The following is a 16279-nucleotide window of genomic DNA, read 5'->3' as shown; positions in this document are numbered from 1 at the left end:
CATAGCGGTGCGAGACTTGTCGGCAAAGACGGGGAAGGTCATCGAACAGCGCGCCCACCAAAGCCCCGCGAAGGACCCGTGGAACGCAGCCAGGATGAACCAGCGCCAATGCCGGGCCCGTGCCGGATGAACCGGACAGGCCAGCCTCAAGGTTTCCACTGCACCGCGCGCCGCTGGGGTCGAACCCTTGTGGCGTCACATCCAGGGGGCCGCTGCATGTCGGCAATCACAGCCGGCGGCGGGTCCCAAAGGGCGACGCCGATGCCCGTTTCAGGGCCCTGGCGAAGCGCGGTTTGTCGCGACTGTCACCATAAACACACACCCCCCGGTTCCACAATGATAGAATTGCGGTCGATGCGTTTGTTTGCACCGATTCCCGACCTTCATCGCGATACCATCGGTGCCAATTGAGTCGTCAGGTGATGATAGGCGTTGAAGTCACTGATTCGGCGTGTTTATAGTGCGATCGAACAAATCGCCGTTTTCGATTCGCCCGAAGGGGGAAGGGCAACCGTGCCGCAGAACGGGGCAATCCGGACCAGGGCCGCAAGGTCAGTGTCAACGGCGTGCGCGCTGTTGGCCGGGTTGCTGCTATGCCTGTGCTTGGAAATGGTCGCAACGGCCCAGGCGCCTGTGCAGACAGCGTCGGTGGTGTCGTCGATGGTTCTGCCGGACGGTCCGCGGATCGGGGCCGCCCGGCTGGGCGATCATGGCGACAAGACCCGTTTCGTCTTGGAACTGACGCGTGATGCGCCTTTCACCATCGTGCCCGATGCCAAAGCCGTGGTGGTGGAGATGGAGGCGGCGCTGGACGCTCCCCTGCCGCCGGCCAAGGGGCTGGTGCGGGCCGTGGGTGTCCGGCCGGGGAGTAAAGCCGGGCGCCTGCGCCTGGTGCTGACCACCGCCGTGCCAGTGCGGGTGCTTCTGGCCGAGGTGATCCCGCCGCGCGACGGCAAGCCGCCCCGTTTCATCATGGATCTGGCCGCGGGCACAGCCGGGCCGGGGGCCGTGCTGACGCCGGCCAGCGTCAGCACGCTGAACCCGCCGGTGCCCAGGGAAAAGCCCAAGCCGCCCTTGCCCATGATCGTCATCGATCCCGGCCATGGCGGCCAGGACCCCGGCGCCATCGCGGTCGGCGGCGCGTATGAGAAGGACATCACGCTCGCCATGGCCAGGGAGGTGCGGCGCCAGCTGCTGGCCACCGGCCGCTACCGGGTCGCGCTGACCCGGGACAAGGATGTATTCATCCCCCTGCGCGACCGGTCGGCCATTGCGCGTGCCAAGGGGGCGGATCTGTTCATTTCGCTCCATGCCGACAGCATCAATTCCAAGCAGATCAGGGGCTTGTCCATCTATACCCTGTCCGACAAGGCATCGGACAGGGAGGCGGAGATGTTGGCCCAGCGCGAGAACCAGTCCGACGCCATCGTGGGCATGGACCTGTCGGGCCACCGTGCCGACGTCGCCACCATCCTGATCGGCCTGTCGCAGCGCGAGACGATGAACCAGTCCCGCCGCTTCGCTGCCACCCTGCTGAAAAGTCTGGACCCCAACATCGCCGTGCTGCCCGGCCCGCTGCGCTCGGCAGGTTTCGCGGTGTTGACCGCGCCCGACGTGCCGGCCGTGCTGGTGGAGATGGGGTATCTGTCGCACAGCCAGGATGCCAAGCTCCTGACCAGCGATACCTATCGCAAGCGTGTGGCGTCTTCCCTCCTGCGTGCCGTGGATGGCTTCTTTACCGGCAATGCGGCCTCACCCCGGTCATGACCGCGACATAATCCCGTTTGCATTGTTATACTGCTGACGTGGCGCCGCCCCCGACCGGGCGGCGCTTGTTCTATGGGCCGTTGCCGGCCGTTCGGGTGGGTTGGGAAATGAATCGCGTCGTTAAGGGCTTGTTGATCGCCGGTGTCTCGCTGGGTGTATTGGGGGTGGCCACCGCGGGAGGGGCCTGGATCTATTTCAGCAAGGACCTGCCCGACCATACGACGCTGGCCAATTACAACCCGTCTGTGGCCACCCGTGTGCATGCCGGTGATGGCCGCCTGGTGGCGGAATTCGCCAGTGAGCGCCGGGTCTTCGTGCCCATCGCCGCCATTCCCAAGCGGGTCAGCAATGCTTTCGTGTCGGCGGAAGACCAGAATTTCTACACCCATCACGGGGTGGACTGGATCGCCGTGGTCCGCGCCCAGCTGCAGAATGTGAAGAATATCGGCCAGGGCCGCCGGCCCATCGGCGCCAGCACCATCACCCAGCAGGTGACGCGTATCTTCCTGCTGTCGAACGAGGTCTCCTACGTCCGCAAGATCAAGGAAGCCATCCTGTCCGGCCGCATCGAGGAGGCGATGGGCAAGGACAAGATCCTTGAAATCTATATGAACGAGATCTTCCTGGGCAACCGGGCCTATGGCGTGGGTGCGGCGGCGCTGAACTATTTCAACAAGTCGATGGATGAATTGACCATTGCGGAGGCCGCCTTCCTGGCCAGCCTGCCTAAGGCGCCGGATCGCTATTACCGCGAGCGCCATCGCGACGCCGCCATCGCGCGCCGCAACTATGTCATCGGCCGCATGCAGGAGGATGGCTATATCAGCCGGGAGGAAGCGGATATCGCCCGCGCCGAACCGCTGAACTTCGCCGACCGGTCCAATGACAGCAATGTCCGCGCCGAGTATTTCGTGGAGGAGGTGCGGCGCGAGCTGGCCAAGCTCTATGGTGAGCAGACGCTCTATGCCGGCGGCCTGTCGGTGCGCACCACGCTGGAGCCCGACATCCAGGCCGCTGCTTCCACGGCGCTGCGCAACGGATTGCTGGCTTATGACCGCCGCGACGGCTGGCGCGGCCCCGTTACCCGGTTCGAGAGCCTGGAAGGCTGGCAGGAACAGCTGGAGGATGTCCGCGCCCCGGCAGGCGGGGAGGAATGGGATCTGGCCGTCGTGCTGTCCGCCGGGACCGATGCGGTGGAGGTCGGCTTGGCTGACGGGTCCAAGGGCCAGATTCCGCTGTCGGAACTGAAATGGGCGCGCAAGGTCAGGGACGGCAAGTTCGTCGGCCCCAGCATCCAGAAGGCGTCCGACGCCCTGTCATCGGGCGAGGTGGTGTTCGTGGAGCCGCTGGACGACAAGGCCCATAATCTGGGCCTGCGCCAGATCCCCGAGGTGCAGGGGGCGCTGGTGGCCATGGACCCGCATACGGGCCGTGTGCTGGCCATGTCCGGCGGGTTCAGCGCCCGCATCAGCGTGTTCAACCGCGCCACCCAGGCCTATCGCCAGCCCGGTTCGGCCTTCAAGCCGTTTGTCTATCTGGCGGCCCTGGATGAGGGATTCACGCCCAGCACCCTGGTGCTGGATGCGCCCTTCGCGCTGGACCAGGGTGGTGGGCTGGGCAAGTGGAAGCCGTCGAACTACACCGAGAAATACTATGGCCCCACGCCGTTGCGGGTGGGGATCGAGAAGTCGCGCAATGTCATGACCGTGCGCCTAGCCCAGTATGTCGGCATGGACAAGGTGGTGGACGTGGCACGCCGCTTCGGCATCAAGGATGATCTTCAGCCCACGCTGGCCATGGCGCTGGGGGCGGGGGAGACGACGGTGCTGCGCCTCACGGCCGCCTATTCCATGCTGGTCAATGGCGGGCGCAAGATCGACCCCAGCTTCATCGACCGGGTGCAGGACAAGGCCGGCAAGACCGTCTATCGCCATGACAACCGCGACTGCACCGGCTGCCGCAGCCCGCTGGCGACAGAGGTGGCGGCGACACCCCCCGGCATGGTGCCGGTGTCGATGCCGGCCCCGGTTCCAATGGAGCCCGTGCTGGCTGCGGACCCGAACATGCTGCCGTTGATCCCCGACACGCGTGAGCAGATCGCCGATCCGCGCAGCGTCTATCAGATCGTCTCCATGCTGGAAGGTGTGGTGCAGCGGGGGACGGGTGTGCGCCTGCGCGAGATCGGCAAGCCGCTGGCCGGCAAAACCGGCACCACCAATGACGCCATGGATGCCTGGTTCGTAGGCTTCTCCCCCGATCTGGCCGTGGGCGTGTTCGTGGGCTATGACCAGCCGCGGTCGATGGGCGACCATGAAACCGGCTCGACCATCGCGGTGCCCATCGTCAAGGATTTCATGACGGCCGCACTGAAGGACGCGCCGGCCACGCCGTTCCGCGTGCCGCCGGGCCTGCAGCTGGTCCGCGTCGATGCGGAAACGGGCCGCCCGGCCAGCCCCGGCCAGCGCAACGCAATCTGGGAAGGCTTCATCCCCGGCACGGAACCCCGCGGCCAGCAAGGAGTGCTGGATGGCGGGGATAGCGGTGCCGGATTCGTCCAGGGCCAGCCCGCCGGCCCCGGCCAGCCGCAGCCGACGGTGGGCACGGGCACGGGCGGGGTTTACTGAACCGCGATCCGGTGAGGGCGGGCCCGAATCCCGCCCCGGACTTCAATTCTTAACGTGTCTTGCGGTGTCAGGTGACGGATTTGTCATAGCTTTGACATCAACCAATCTTTAACCATTATCATCTTCGTTTGTCTGCTGGACAGTCACGGTCGCCTTTGTATAGTGCCGGTCCTTCCGCCGATGCGCCTGCCCATGCCTGCCGACCGCCACACGCCCCTCTCCTTCAACCGCCTGCATATCGTCCGTACCGCGGGCGGGGCCGATGCGTTGCGCCGGGGGCTGGCGGCCTTGTCGGATGCCGATGTCCGGCATCTGGCCCGATCGCTGGAGTTCCAGGGGGTGCTGGAAGGGGAGATGCCGGACCTGCTGGCCACGCTGCGCCCGCGTTTGCGCGACCTGCGACCGGAGCGGGTGGGGTCGGTGGAGCGCATGTGCTGGCGCCCGCTGGAACGGTTCCTGACGGACGAACCCGGGATCGTGCCCGACGCGCCCTGGATCGTGCCGCGCCACCTGTTGCGACCCTTGTGGGAACTGGTGGAGGCGGCCAATACCGATCTGGTGGATCAGTTGCGCCGCCGCCACCTGACGGCCTGTTTTGATGGCGACCAGTTGGCTCTGGACCAGGTGGCGCATCAGATCACCGACCTGGCGGCCTTCATCTTGAACAATGCCGCCAATATCCCGGCCCGCCTGAAATTGTCGGTGCATGAGGCGGCGGTGGTGCGGTTCGCGGCCCGTGTGCTGAAATGGCACCGGCTGGTCATGCCCAATGTCCGCTATTTCCAGCAATCGCACGCCCGCCAGACCGACCAGGTGCAGGCCTTGCGCCTCTATTCCAACTGGTACGGTGTGTTCGAATTGCTGGAAACGCAGTTCGACCTCTATGTGCTCTACCTGTTCGAGATGACGCCCAACCCCGTGGATGTCATCGACGCCTTCCCTTTTTACTTCGATACGTTGGCCGAGCCGGTGGGGCTGGCGGTGCAATGGCTGCACCACCGGCTGGATAATCTGGCCGCCGATCTGGCGACGCTGCTCTCGCGTCCGCCGCGCACCCAACCCACGGAGGTTCTGCTGGAACTGGCTGACCGGGTATTCCTGCTGAACAGCCTGGTCACCCGTCTGCGCCGCATCCCCCTGTTCGGTACCGAAGGGGCGGGGGCGGAGGGGATCACGGCCCTGCTGCGCGGTCGTCTGGGCTTTGACAGCGTCGAACGGCTGGGGGAGGGGCTGATGGACTGGCTGCATGACGTGCTGATGGGCCCGGCGGAAAAGCGCATGCGCGCCACCATGGTACTGGGCCCGCTGGCCGGTATCTATCCGGCCCTGTTGATGCTGATTGATAGCGGGGAACGCGGCAGCCGCGCCTATCGGCTGCGCACGCGTCTGGGTGACAAGGCGGTGGACGATGTCGACCGCTATCTCCGCAGCCACGAAATGGCCCCCAACGCCCGCCACACCACTGCCGCCAACATCGCCCCGCTGATGGAGATGTGCCGCGCCTTCGGCAAGGCGGAAGCGGTGACGGACCTGGAGCGGAGGCTGCGGCGGTGATGCAAACTCACACCCGGTACGCCAGCCGCACCGATCCCCAATGTTTGCCCGCCACGATGATGGGGGCGGAGCAGTCCTTCATCAGGGCGAAACTGCCATTGCCCATGTCGCGGCGATAGGCCTGCAACAGGAATGGGCTGGTGTTGCGCCCCGCCGCCAGGCCGACCCGGTCGTCGAAGATGCGGCGGTTGCGGCAGTTGGCGGTGTTCCAGGCCACGTCGCCCGGCCGCTGCGGCTGGCTGAACTTGCGGTTATGGGTGGGCAGATAGCCGTTGCGATCCACGGCGGCGCAGAACACCACCTTGTCGGACAAGGCCAGCGCCGGCTCCTGGATGTCCGGCAGCAACCGGTCGGTCAGGTCGGTGAAGCGGGTGCGGTGCTGTACCGGGTCGGTGCCGGGAATGGGCTGGTATTTGTCATCGAACAGGTCGGCGACACTGACCACCCCTTCGGCCACTGCGCGCTCGAAACCCGCGGCCACGCGGGCCGCGATCTCGCGCACGGTACGGATATAGGGCGTGTCCACGGTTTCCACATCCAGTTCGGCCGAATGCCCGATCAGCCGTTCCGACGTGGACAGCAGCTTGTTCAGCCGGTCGCCCGCCACGGACAGGCCGGCGGCGCTGTCCTTCACATCGCCGGCCAGCCCGTCGATGCGGCCATCCACGGCGGCTATGGAGCCGGCGATGGCGCGGGCGGCGCGATCGATCTGGTCCTGCTGGCCGTCAACCTCCGCCATGGCCTTGTCCAGCGTGTTCATCACGTCGCCGATGCGGGTGGTGTCGTTGCGCACGGCGGTGGCCTTGGCGGCCCCGGCAGCCCCCTTGGCCGACAGGGCCTTCACCTGTTCGCCCAGGTCGCGCATGGTGGCGTCGATCTCCTGCGTCGCCTCCGCCGTCTTGTTGGCCAGCGCCTTAACCTCCGTCGCCACCACGGCAAAGCCGCGGCCGGCGTCACCGGCCCGCGCCGCCTCGATCGTGGCATTCAGCGCCAGCAGGTTGGTCTGCTTGGCGATGGTGTTGATCTCCGCCGCCACGCGGCCCACCCGGGTCAGCGCCTCGGTCAGGCCGGATAATTGCCGCTCGATGCCGTTCACATCCTCCGCCAGGGCGCGGATATCGGCCAGGGCGTGGTCCACCTGGGATCGGCTCTGCGCCACCTCGCGTCGGGCGCGGATGGTGGCCTCGCGGGCGGCCGATGCCGCCTCGGTCACACGGGTGTTGCCGCCGGCCATTTCGTGCGCCTGATGGCGCAGCTCCTCGAAAATGGCGGCCTGGCGGGCGATGCGGATGGACACATCGCCGACATGGCCGGCGACGTCGGCGATGGCGACGCCCAGCGTTCCGACCTCCTGCGCCAGTTCGGCGATGGCGTTCTGCGTGCGTTGCGCGGACGTGGCGGTGTCCCGCCAGGGCGTGGCGTGGTCCATGTTTCCTCCCAACTCCTGCGCCATTGTCGTTCACCTTTTGGTGGAACCGGCTTTGTGCTTATAAGGCACAAGCATGGCACCCTTTCCTGTCCGAAGGTAGATCGCCTTTGGTCGATAATTTCCTAAAACGCCTGTGATTTTTCCCGGTTGTTTTACTAAAACGTGTTGCCCCATCTCAGCCATGTGCGGCGGCGGCATCTGTCCCCAGGGCCGCGCGATGGACATGGGCGCCGGGGATTGCCATAAATCCCGCGACAAGAACCCAGGGCCTCGGCGATCGGGGTCGCACAATAACGGATGGTCATTCCCATGGCTGATACGCAGTTCGACCTCGTCGTCATCGGTGCCGGTCCCGGCGGTTACGTGGCCGCCATTCGCGCCGCCCAGCTGGGCATGCGCGTGGCCGTCGTGGAAAAGCGCAAGACCCTGGGCGGCACCTGTCTGAATGTTGGCTGCATCCCGTCCAAGGCCCTGCTGGTGGCGTCGGAGAAGTACAGCGAGGCCAAGCACCATCTGGGTGCCTTCGGCGTGAAGGTGACGGGTGTGGAACTGGACCTGCCCGGCATGATGAAGCACAAGGACGAGGTGGTGAAGTCCAACGTCACGGGCGTGGATTTCCTGTTCAAGAAGAACAAGATCACCCGCCTCATGGGGCTGGGCTCGATCAAGGCTGCCGGCACCGTGACGGTGACCAAGGATGATGGCAGCACGGAAGATGTGGCGGCCAAGAACATCCTGATCGCCACCGGCTCCGATGTCGCCCCGCTGCCGGGTGTGACCATCGATGAGAAGACCATCGTGTCGTCCGATGGCGCCATCGCGCTGGACAAGGTGCCGGGCCGTCTGGTCGTCATCGGCGGCGGCGTCATCGGCCTGGAACTGGGGTCGGTGTGGCAGCGCCTGGGTTCGCAGGTGACCGTGGTCGAATTCTTCGACCGCATCCTGCCGACCATGGATGGCGAAGTGTCCAAGCAGATGCAGCGCATCCTGGGCAAGCAGGGCATGGGCTTCAAGACCTCCACCAAGGTCACGTCGGCCGTGACCGAGGGCGGGGCGGTGAAGCTGACCCTGGAGGCCGCTGCTGGCGGCAATGCCGAGACGCTGGAAGCCGACATCGTGCTGGTCGCCATCGGTCGCCGTCCCTTCACCACCGGCCTGGGCCTGGAAGAAGTGGGCGTGGCGCTGGATGAGCGCCGCCGGGTGAAGATCGACCATCATTTCCAGACCAACGTGCCCGGCATCTATGCCATCGGCGACGTGGTGGCCGGCGCCATGCTGGCCCACAAGGCCGAGGAAGAGGGCGTTGTTTTCGCCGAGATCCTGGCCGGCCAGACGGGACATATCAATTACGACGCCATCCCCGGCGTGGTCTATACGTGGCCGGAAGTGGCCTCTGTCGGCAAGACGGAGGAGCAGTTGAAGGCCGAAGGTGTCGCCTACAAGGCCGGCAAGTTCCCCTTCACCGCCAATGGCCGCGCCCGGTCGATGAACGCCACCGACGGTTTCGTGAAGATCCTAGCCGATGCCAAGACCGACCGCATCCTGGGCGCCCACATCATCGGTGCGTCGGCTGGCGAGATGATCGAGGAACTGGGCCTGGCCATTGAGTTCGGCGCGTCGGCCGAGGACGTGGCCCGCACCAGCCATGCCCATCCGACCCTGACCGAGGCGATCAAGGAAGCGGCCCTGGCCGTGGACGGTCGCGCCATCCATATGTGATCGGGTTGGTGGACAGGGTAGAAAGGGGCCGGGGCGAAAGCTTCGGTCCCTTTTTCTTTTGTAGCATTATAGTGTAACCGTCGGTGTGGTGCAAAAAAATAGACTTGTATTTGTTAAAATTGACCATGATCAATAGTGTATTTTGATTCCAGGATATTTACATTAAACTTGCACGTGTTGCGATCTCTCACACAATATGTTCCAGCCGACCGGCAATGCTTGGCTTGCCGGTGCTTGACCATGGGTGGGGATGGACATGCGCAGCCTGTTGGTGTTTCTGGCCGGTCTTTTCCTGCTGCTTCTGGCATCGACAGTGCAGGCCGGCCAGAATGTGGCGCTGGTCATCGGCAATGGCGCCTATCGGGAGGCGTCGGCATTGCCCAATCCGCCGTCCGATGCCAAGGCCATGGCCGCCTCGCTGCGGCGTATTGGGTTCAAGGTGGTGGAAGGCCACGACCTGACCCTGGCCGGCATGCTGGAACAGCTGAACCGGTTCGAGGGCATGGCCCAGACGGCCGATATTGCCATCATCTTCTATGCCGGCCACGGCATGCAGGTGGAGGGGCGCAATTTCCTGCTGCCCGTCGATGTCAAGCTGGCGCATGAGCGCGACCTGCCGCGTGAGGCGGTGGCCCTGGACGAGATCATGTCGCGCGTTCCCGACAGCCGTGTTCTGCGGCTGGTGGTCCTGGATGCGTGCCGCGACAATCCCTTCGTGCGCAAGCTGGCGCAATCCATGGGCACACGGTCCAGCATGCTGGGGCGCGGCCTGTCCGCGATCGATGGGGAAGGGCGCAATACCCTGGTCGCTTATTCCACCAAGGCCGGGCTGGTGGCGGAGGATGGGGAGGGGGCCAACAGCCCCTATACGGAGGCGCTGCTGCGCCATCTGGAAACGCCGGGGCTGGAGGTGGCCAAGCTGTTCGGGCGCGTGCGCGACGATGTGGTGCGTGTGACGCAGGAACGCCAGCAGCCCTTCACCTATGGCTCCATCGGTGGCGATGCCATCTATCTGGTGCCGCCCAAGGTGGTGCCGGCAGTGCAGGTCGCCGAGGCCCCGCAGGCGCCGGCCGTCAGCGGTTCGGCCCTGGAACTGTCCTTCTGGGAGACGATCAAGAACAGCACCAATCCCGCCGACTACCAGGCCTATGTTGATCGATTTCCGGGTGGCACCTTCGTTGACCTGGCCCGCAACCGGCTGGCTGGTGGGGCCAGGGGGCCTGCAACCTTGGCAGCCGTGCCGTCGATGGGTGGCATGTCGCGCGCGCCGACGGTGGCGCTGCCCGGCAATGCCGCCGGGGCCGGCAGCACGTTCCAGGATTGCCCCTTCTGCCCGTCCATGGTGGTCATGCCCGCCGGCAGCTTCCTGATGGGCAGCCCCCTGGGGGAGCCGGGGCGCGAGCCGGATGAGGACCCGCACAGGGTGGAAATTCGCCAGCCCTTCGCCATCGCCCAGTTTGAGGTGACCTTCCAGGAATGGGACATGTGCCGGGCCGAAGGCGGGTGTAACGGCTATGCCCCCCCGGACCAGGGATGGGGACGCGGCCGCAAGCCGGTAATCAATGTCAGCTGGCTGGACGCGCAGGCCTATATCGCCTGGCTGAACAACAAGCTGGGCCTGTCGGGCCGGCCGGATCGGTTCCGGCTGCCGACGGAGGCGGAATGGGAATATGCGGCCCGTGCCGCCGGCCAGGACTTTAATGCCGGCGCGATTACGCCGATGGCCATCAATTACAAGCCGGACGCCAAGGACACTTTCCGCGCCCAGACCGTGATCGTCGGCAGCCTGCCGGCCAATGTGCTGCACCTGCATGAGATACTGGGCAATGTCCGGGAATGGGTGGAGGATTGCTATGGCAACTATGCCATCGCGCCGACCGACGGCAGTGCTGCCGCCAGCGGCGACTGCAGGGAACGGGTGCGGCGCGGCGGCTCCTGGAACAATCCATTCTCCGGCGTCCGGCCGGCCAACCGCGCCAAGGATGATCCCAAGGACCGGGGCAATGATCTGGGATTCCGTCTGGCGCGCTCGCTGGTGCCGTAAGGAAGGTTACTCCTCCCCGGCCTCATCATCCTGTTCCTCGGCCTTCTTCAGGAAATCCAACGCGCCTTGCAGGATGTAGGCGGCGGCCATCTTGTCCACGACCTCGTCCCGGCGTTTGCGGGTCATGTCCCATTCGATCATCATGCGGTCGACGGCACTGGTCGACAGCCGTTCGTCCCAGAACGCGATCTCCGGCTCGACATTGCCGAAGAATTGCGGCCGCAGCAGCAGGTTGCGGGCGAATTCGCGCACCGACTCACAGCGCGGCCCCTCCGTCCCGTCCATGTTGACGGGCAGGCCAATGACCAGGCCGCGCACGTCGCGGTCCTTCATGGCACGGGCCAGTTCCTGCGCATCCTGGGTGAATTTGGTGCGCTTGATCGTGCCGATGGGCGAAGCGACGGTGAAGCCGGGGTCGCATACCGACATGCCGATGGTCTTTTCGCCGATATCGAGCCCGATAAGGCGTGCGTGCCGCGGCATGACCGCTTTCAGTTCCACAAGGTTGCGGATGGACATGATGGGATGCTAGCTTCCTGACCGCTTTCACGCCCGCGTCTTCCATATCGGCGGACGGCCGGGGCGACAGGCCCGCAGCAAGGATGAGATTTAGCACCATGTCGCAGGACAAGGCCACCCTGGACGCCAAGACCGTGGCGAAGATCGCCCATCTTGCCCGCATCAAGGTCCCCGCCGAGGAGCAGGAGCACCTGGCGGGTGAGTTGAACAAGCTGCTCGACTGGGTCGAGCAATTGGGCGAGGTCGATACCGACGGGGTGGAGCCGATGACGTCGGTCGCGGCCCAGACGCTGCGCCGCCGGCCCGACGCCGTGACCGATGGCGGCTATCCGGACAAGGTCGTGTCGAACGCCACCGACGCCGCCGAACATTTCTTCTCCGTGCCCAAGGTCGTCGAATAATGACCAACCTGACCCATCTCTCCATGTCCGAAGCCCTGGCCGGGCTGAAGGCCAAGGATTTCACGGCGCTGGAACTGACCAACGCCTATATCGCCGCCGTCGAGGCAGCACGCCCGCTGAACGCCTTCATCACGGAGACGCCGGACATCGCCCTGGAACAGGCCAAGGCGTCCGATGAGCGCTATGCCAAGGGTGAGGCGCTGCCGCTGGATGGCATGCCGCTGGGCATCAAGGACCTGTTCTGCACCAAGGGTGTGCTGACCACCGCGGCCAGCCATATCCTGGACGGGTTCAAGCCGGAATATGAAAGCACGATCACGGAGAACCTGTTCCGTGACGGTGCGGTGATGCTGGGCAAGCTGAACCTTGACGAATTCGCCATGGGTTCGGCCAACATCACCAGCTATTACGGCCCCGTGCTGAACCCCTGGACAGGTGAGAACCCGGCCGCGGCCGAGCGCAAGCTGGTGCCCGGCGGTTCATCCGGCGGTTCCGCCGCGTCGGTCTCCGGCCGCTTCGCCATTGCCGCCACCGGCACCGATACGGGCGGTTCGATCCGTCAGCCGGCCAGCTTCACGGGCATCGTTGGTCTGAAGCCCACCTATGGCCGCTGCTCCCGCTGGGGCACCATCGCCTTTGCCAGCTCGCTGGATCAGGCCGGCCCGATGACCCGCACGGTGCGCGACGCCGCCCTGATGCTGCAGAGCATGGCCGGCTTCGACCCCAAGGACAGCACGTCCGTCGACATGAAGGTGCCGGACCTGCTGGCCTCCCTGACCGGCGATATCCGTGGCCTGCGCATCGGCATTCCCAAGGAATATCGCGTCGATGGCATGCCGGCGGAGATCGAGCGGGTGTGGCAGCAGGGGATCGACTGGCTGAAGGAAGCCGGCGCCACGCCGGTGGAGGTCAGCCTGCCGCACACCAAATACGCCCTGGCCACCTATTACGTGGTCGCCCCCGCCGAATGCTCCTCCAATCTCGCCCGCTATGACGGCGTGCGCTTCGGCCTGCGGGTCGAGGGCAAGGATCTGGCGGAGATGTATGAGAATACGCGCGGCGAGGGCTTCGGCAAGGAAGTGCGCCGCCGTATCCTGATCGGCACCTATGTGCTGTCGGCCGGCTATTACGATGCCTATTACCTGAAGGCGCAGAAGGTCCGCGCCCGCATCGCCGAGGATTTCGCCAAGGCGTTCGAGCAGTGCGACATCCTGCTGACGCCGACGGCCCCCAGCACGGCATTCGCCATCGGGGAGAAGCAGGACGACCCGATTTCCATGTACCTGAACGACGTGTTCACGGTGCCGGCCTCGCTCGCTGGTCTGCCGGGCATGTCGGTGCCGGCGGGTTTGGCGTCAGATGGTCTGCCGCTGGGTCTGCAGCTGATCGGCCGTCCGTTCGATGAGGAGACGCTGCTGCGCGTAGCGGACGTGATCGAGAAGGCCGCCGGCCCGCAGCCGCTGCCGCCCTTCTGCCGGTGATGTCTACCATTCGTAGGTCGAGGGTGAGGTGAAACCGAGCCCCGACAAACGACGGTGAGGGCAAATGTCGGGGTTCGCTTTGCTTACCCCGACCTACGGCGAATGACCGCTAATATCTAAATACACAAAGGCCCCGTCGCTCGTCAGCGGCGGGGCCTTTGCTTTCCCGGCCAATGGGGTGGGGCTGTTAACCCCAGAAGCCGGTATCGGGTGGCGTGATGACGCCGGTGGTTTGCAGGCCGGGAAGGCTGATCGCGCCCAGCATCGACACGTCGTCAGTCCGCAGGGTCAGACTGCCGCTGTTGGCGGCGCTCAGCACCGTGTCGATCTGGCCATCACCGTCGATATCGATCTCGATCTGGACATTCATGCCGCCGACGCGGCCGTCATCCTGCGGCACCTCGAACCCTTCACCCCCGGTCAGGATGGTGACGTCCCAGTCAATGGTGCCGAAGGACAGGCGGTCGCCTTCCGACAGGGTGAAATCCTTTAACTGTTCCAGCAGGTTGATGGTCCCGCCGCTTTGTGACACGGACACCCACTGGCTGACCACGCTGTCGGTGATGACAAACATGTCGGCCCCGGCGCCGCCATAGGCGATGTCGTCGGCATCCAGGACCAGCACTTCGTCGCCGGCCCCACCCACCAGCGTGTCATGCCCGGCCCCACCGATCAGGGTATCGTTGCCGGCCCCGCCTTCCAGCCGATCGTCGCCATCGCCGCCGATCAGCAGGTCATGCCCGTCACCACCGCGCAGCGTGTCGTTGCCCGCCCCGCCGACCAGGGTCGCGTCGGGTGCATCGGGCAGGGGGGCGGTCTCGATAATCAGCCCTTCGTCATGATGGACGGGCAGGGACAGCGGCCGCACGGCAAGGGCGGCCGGAAGCGGCAGGAGGCTTGCGTTCCGATCCGGAACCACTAGATCCGGGGTCCCGGCCAGCAGCAAGGCGCCATGCGGCCGGTCACCATCGACGTCTGCCACGGCGTGGGTGCGGGCCTCGACGATCTGCGCATCGGCCAGCAGGCCGGCAAGCGGGAGGATGGCGGCCAGTGCCATGTCGTCATCGGATACTGCCACCGCCGACGTTTCCGCGGCCTCGGCCGGCTCCGTCGTCAGATAGAACTCCACCACCATGGCCAGGGCCGCCAGCACCACGACATTCTGTGCCTGGGCGAACAGCTCCTCGCCCCGACCGGACGCACGGCCCAGCAGACGACGCAGATCGTCGCCTTCCACCAGCAGGTCGCGTGACATCTCATGCACGACGAACTTGCCGGCGATGCGGGCCACATGCACCAGCACATCGCCGGTCACGGCGTGATAGATCACGAACCAGGGATCGCCCGCATCGCTGATGCCGGCCGCCGTCTCGATCTCCACATTATCGTCCGACAGCGTGTCGGTCAGGCGGAACAGCGCGGCCTTTTCCTGGTTGGTCCATTGTCCGGTCTGCCGCACGGCCCGGATGAAATTCAGCACGTCGCCCAAATGCGTCCTCCCCAAAAACGCGTCGGTCTGATTGTTCAGGCGGGAATGGCGGCCGCATCGCCCGGAAACAGCAGGCGATAGACGTCGGGCTCATAGAAGCGCAGCAACTGCTTGGCGAAGTCGCGGCGTTCAACGCCGATGCAGTCGGCCCATTGTTCGAAATGTTCGGACGGCACGCGGCCATGGCCGCCTTCCACCTGGCTGACAAAGGTGTAGTAGCGATAGCCGACCTGTTCGGCCAGCTGCGCCTGGGTGATGCCCGCCGCCTCGCGCCGCCCGGACAGCCACTTGCCCGCCTGCTTGCGCATCTCCTTGGTCAGCTTGCTTTTCGGATTGTCCGCGCTACGGGCTTTGCCCCGCTGCTCCGGTTCCGTGCTCATCACAGCCTCCACCTCAAACCGGGCCCAAGGCTGGCACAGGGGACGGACATGCGCAACAATGAATTTCGTAGATCATAGTTTCAAAAATGCTTGACTGTAATTTTAAGTTTCAAGATTACTGTACATCGCGACGACCGACGCGATAGGGGTAACCCGCCAGCGCCGGGTGCTCGTAAAACCTTGTTTGCGCATGGAGCATAAAATGTTTGTCGAAAATGGCGCCCAGCCGATCGCGGGCGAAGTCACCATCATGAGCCTGCCGGCCGATGATGGCGTGTTCACCATTCAGCCGTATCCCCTGCCCACGGATGACGGCGTCTTCACCATTCTGCCGTTCGATGGCGATGTCAGCATTCAGCCGATCTCGGCCGAAGACGGCGTTGTCAGCATTCTGCCGTTCCCCATGCCGGGCGACGACGGCGTGTTCACGATCCTGCCGTACTTCCCGGAAGGTGAGATGAGCATCATGCCGGTGTTCGACGAAGGCATCTTCGCCGTCCGTCCGCTGAGCTTCAATTTCGACTTCAGCGCCCTGGCGATCGGCAGCATCGATCTGTCGGCCGTGGACTGGACCAACCTGCTGCCGGCCGACCTGGCCGCCACGTCAGGCTTCGGCTTCCAGTCCTTCGTGCTGACCGATGAGGGTGTGAGCCTGACGCTGCTGGATGGTTCGGTGTTCAACCTGACCTTGGGCGAGACCCCGATCGACATCGTCGGCACTGGCCGCCTGGCCATCGACCCGGCGGGTCTGTCGGGCGCCCTGCTCGACGGGTTCAACGCGGGTTGGATCTGATCCCTGGGCGCGGAAATTCTTCGCGCTTAAGGCCAAGTAACCGGCCGTCAAGGCGTCTGACAGGCTGTTGACGGCCGGG

12 protein-coding genes are annotated in these 16279 nt (G+C 65.1%); 8 read left to right on the top strand and 4 right to left on the bottom strand.

Annotated features, from left to right (window positions below):
- Positions 1-609: 609 nt before the first annotated feature.
- The 3 genes from AC1Q7F_RS07065 to AC1Q7F_RS07055 all read left to right on the top strand — a co-directional run bounded on the left by AC1Q7F_RS07065 (position 610) and on the right by AC1Q7F_RS07055 (position 5945).
- Positions 610-1767, top strand: coding sequence for an N-acetylmuramoyl-L-alanine amidase family protein (locus tag AC1Q7F_RS07065; RefSeq protein ID WP_492505183.1), 1158 nt, complete (start codon positions 610-612; stop codon positions 1765-1767).
- Between the two features lie 107 nt (positions 1768-1874).
- On the top strand, positions 1875-4391 hold the full coding sequence (locus tag AC1Q7F_RS07060) for a penicillin-binding protein 1A (RefSeq protein ID WP_492505182.1): 2517 nt from the start codon (positions 1875-1877) through the stop codon (positions 4389-4391).
- Between the two features lie 180 nt (positions 4392-4571).
- Positions 4572-5945: a hypothetical protein gene (locus tag AC1Q7F_RS07055; RefSeq protein WP_492505181.1), complete on the top strand. Its 1374-nt coding sequence runs from the start codon at positions 4572-4574 to the stop codon at positions 5943-5945.
- 7 nt (positions 5946-5952) lie between these two features.
- Here the strand turns inward: AC1Q7F_RS07055 and AC1Q7F_RS07050 are convergent, their stop codons facing one another.
- The gene (locus AC1Q7F_RS07050; RefSeq protein ID WP_492505179.1) at positions 5953-7374 is read right to left on the bottom strand and encodes a methyl-accepting chemotaxis protein; all 1422 of its coding nucleotides are present in this window, start codon (positions 7372-7374) and stop codon (positions 5953-5955) included.
- 309 nt (positions 7375-7683) lie between these two features.
- Here AC1Q7F_RS07050 and lpdA point away from each other — a divergent pair, with 309 nt between their 5' ends.
- Together lpdA and AC1Q7F_RS07040 are read left to right on the top strand one after the other, a co-directional pair.
- Entirely contained in the window at positions 7684-9093 is a 1410-nt protein-coding gene (gene lpdA, locus AC1Q7F_RS07045) for a dihydrolipoyl dehydrogenase (protein ID WP_492505177.1), read from the top strand.
- Between the two features lie 256 nt (positions 9094-9349).
- Positions 9350-11137 (top strand): SUMF1/EgtB/PvdO family nonheme iron enzyme, encoded by a 1788-nt coding sequence (locus AC1Q7F_RS07040; protein ID WP_492505175.1) that lies wholly within the window; start codon positions 9350-9352, stop codon positions 11135-11137.
- A gap of 6 nt (positions 11138-11143) precedes the next feature.
- Here AC1Q7F_RS07040 and ruvX read toward each other — a convergent pair whose 3' ends face one another.
- The gene (gene ruvX, locus AC1Q7F_RS07035) at positions 11144-11656 is read right to left on the bottom strand and encodes a Holliday junction resolvase RuvX (RefSeq protein ID WP_492505173.1); all 513 of its coding nucleotides are present in this window, start codon (positions 11654-11656) and stop codon (positions 11144-11146) included.
- A gap of 98 nt (positions 11657-11754) precedes the next feature.
- Here ruvX and gatC point away from each other — a divergent pair, with 98 nt between their 5' ends.
- On the top strand, positions 11755-12057 hold the full coding sequence (gene gatC / locus AC1Q7F_RS07030; RefSeq protein WP_416571386.1) for an Asp-tRNA(Asn)/Glu-tRNA(Gln) amidotransferase subunit GatC: 303 nt from the start codon (positions 11755-11757) through the stop codon (positions 12055-12057).
- Positions 12057-13538, top strand: coding sequence for an Asp-tRNA(Asn)/Glu-tRNA(Gln) amidotransferase subunit GatA (gene gatA / locus AC1Q7F_RS07025; protein WP_492505170.1), 1482 nt, complete (start codon positions 12057-12059; stop codon positions 13536-13538). Before gatC ends, gatA begins: the two co-directional genes overlap by 1 nt.
- 187 nt (positions 13539-13725) lie before the next feature.
- Here gatA and AC1Q7F_RS07020 read toward each other — a convergent pair whose 3' ends face one another.
- Together AC1Q7F_RS07020 and AC1Q7F_RS07015 are read right to left on the bottom strand one after the other, a co-directional pair.
- Positions 13726-15018, bottom strand: a complete 1293-nt coding sequence (locus AC1Q7F_RS07020; protein WP_492505707.1) for a calcium-binding protein — start codon at positions 15016-15018, stop codon at positions 13726-13728.
- Between the two features lie 44 nt (positions 15019-15062).
- Positions 15063-15407 (bottom strand): helix-turn-helix domain-containing protein, encoded by a 345-nt coding sequence (locus AC1Q7F_RS07015; protein ID WP_492505168.1) that lies wholly within the window; start codon positions 15405-15407, stop codon positions 15063-15065.
- A gap of 184 nt (positions 15408-15591) precedes the next feature.
- Here AC1Q7F_RS07015 and AC1Q7F_RS07010 point away from each other — a divergent pair, with 184 nt between their 5' ends.
- The gene (locus AC1Q7F_RS07010) at positions 15592-16200 is read left to right on the top strand and encodes a hypothetical protein (protein WP_492505166.1); all 609 of its coding nucleotides are present in this window, start codon (positions 15592-15594) and stop codon (positions 16198-16200) included.
- Positions 16201-16279: the final 79 nt, after the last annotated feature.

The organism is Niveispirillum sp. GW835-FHT14G11 (assembly GCF_058793615.1).
Note: the sequence above shows the minus strand (reverse complement) of the source record. Positions and strands in the feature narration are given on the sequence as shown.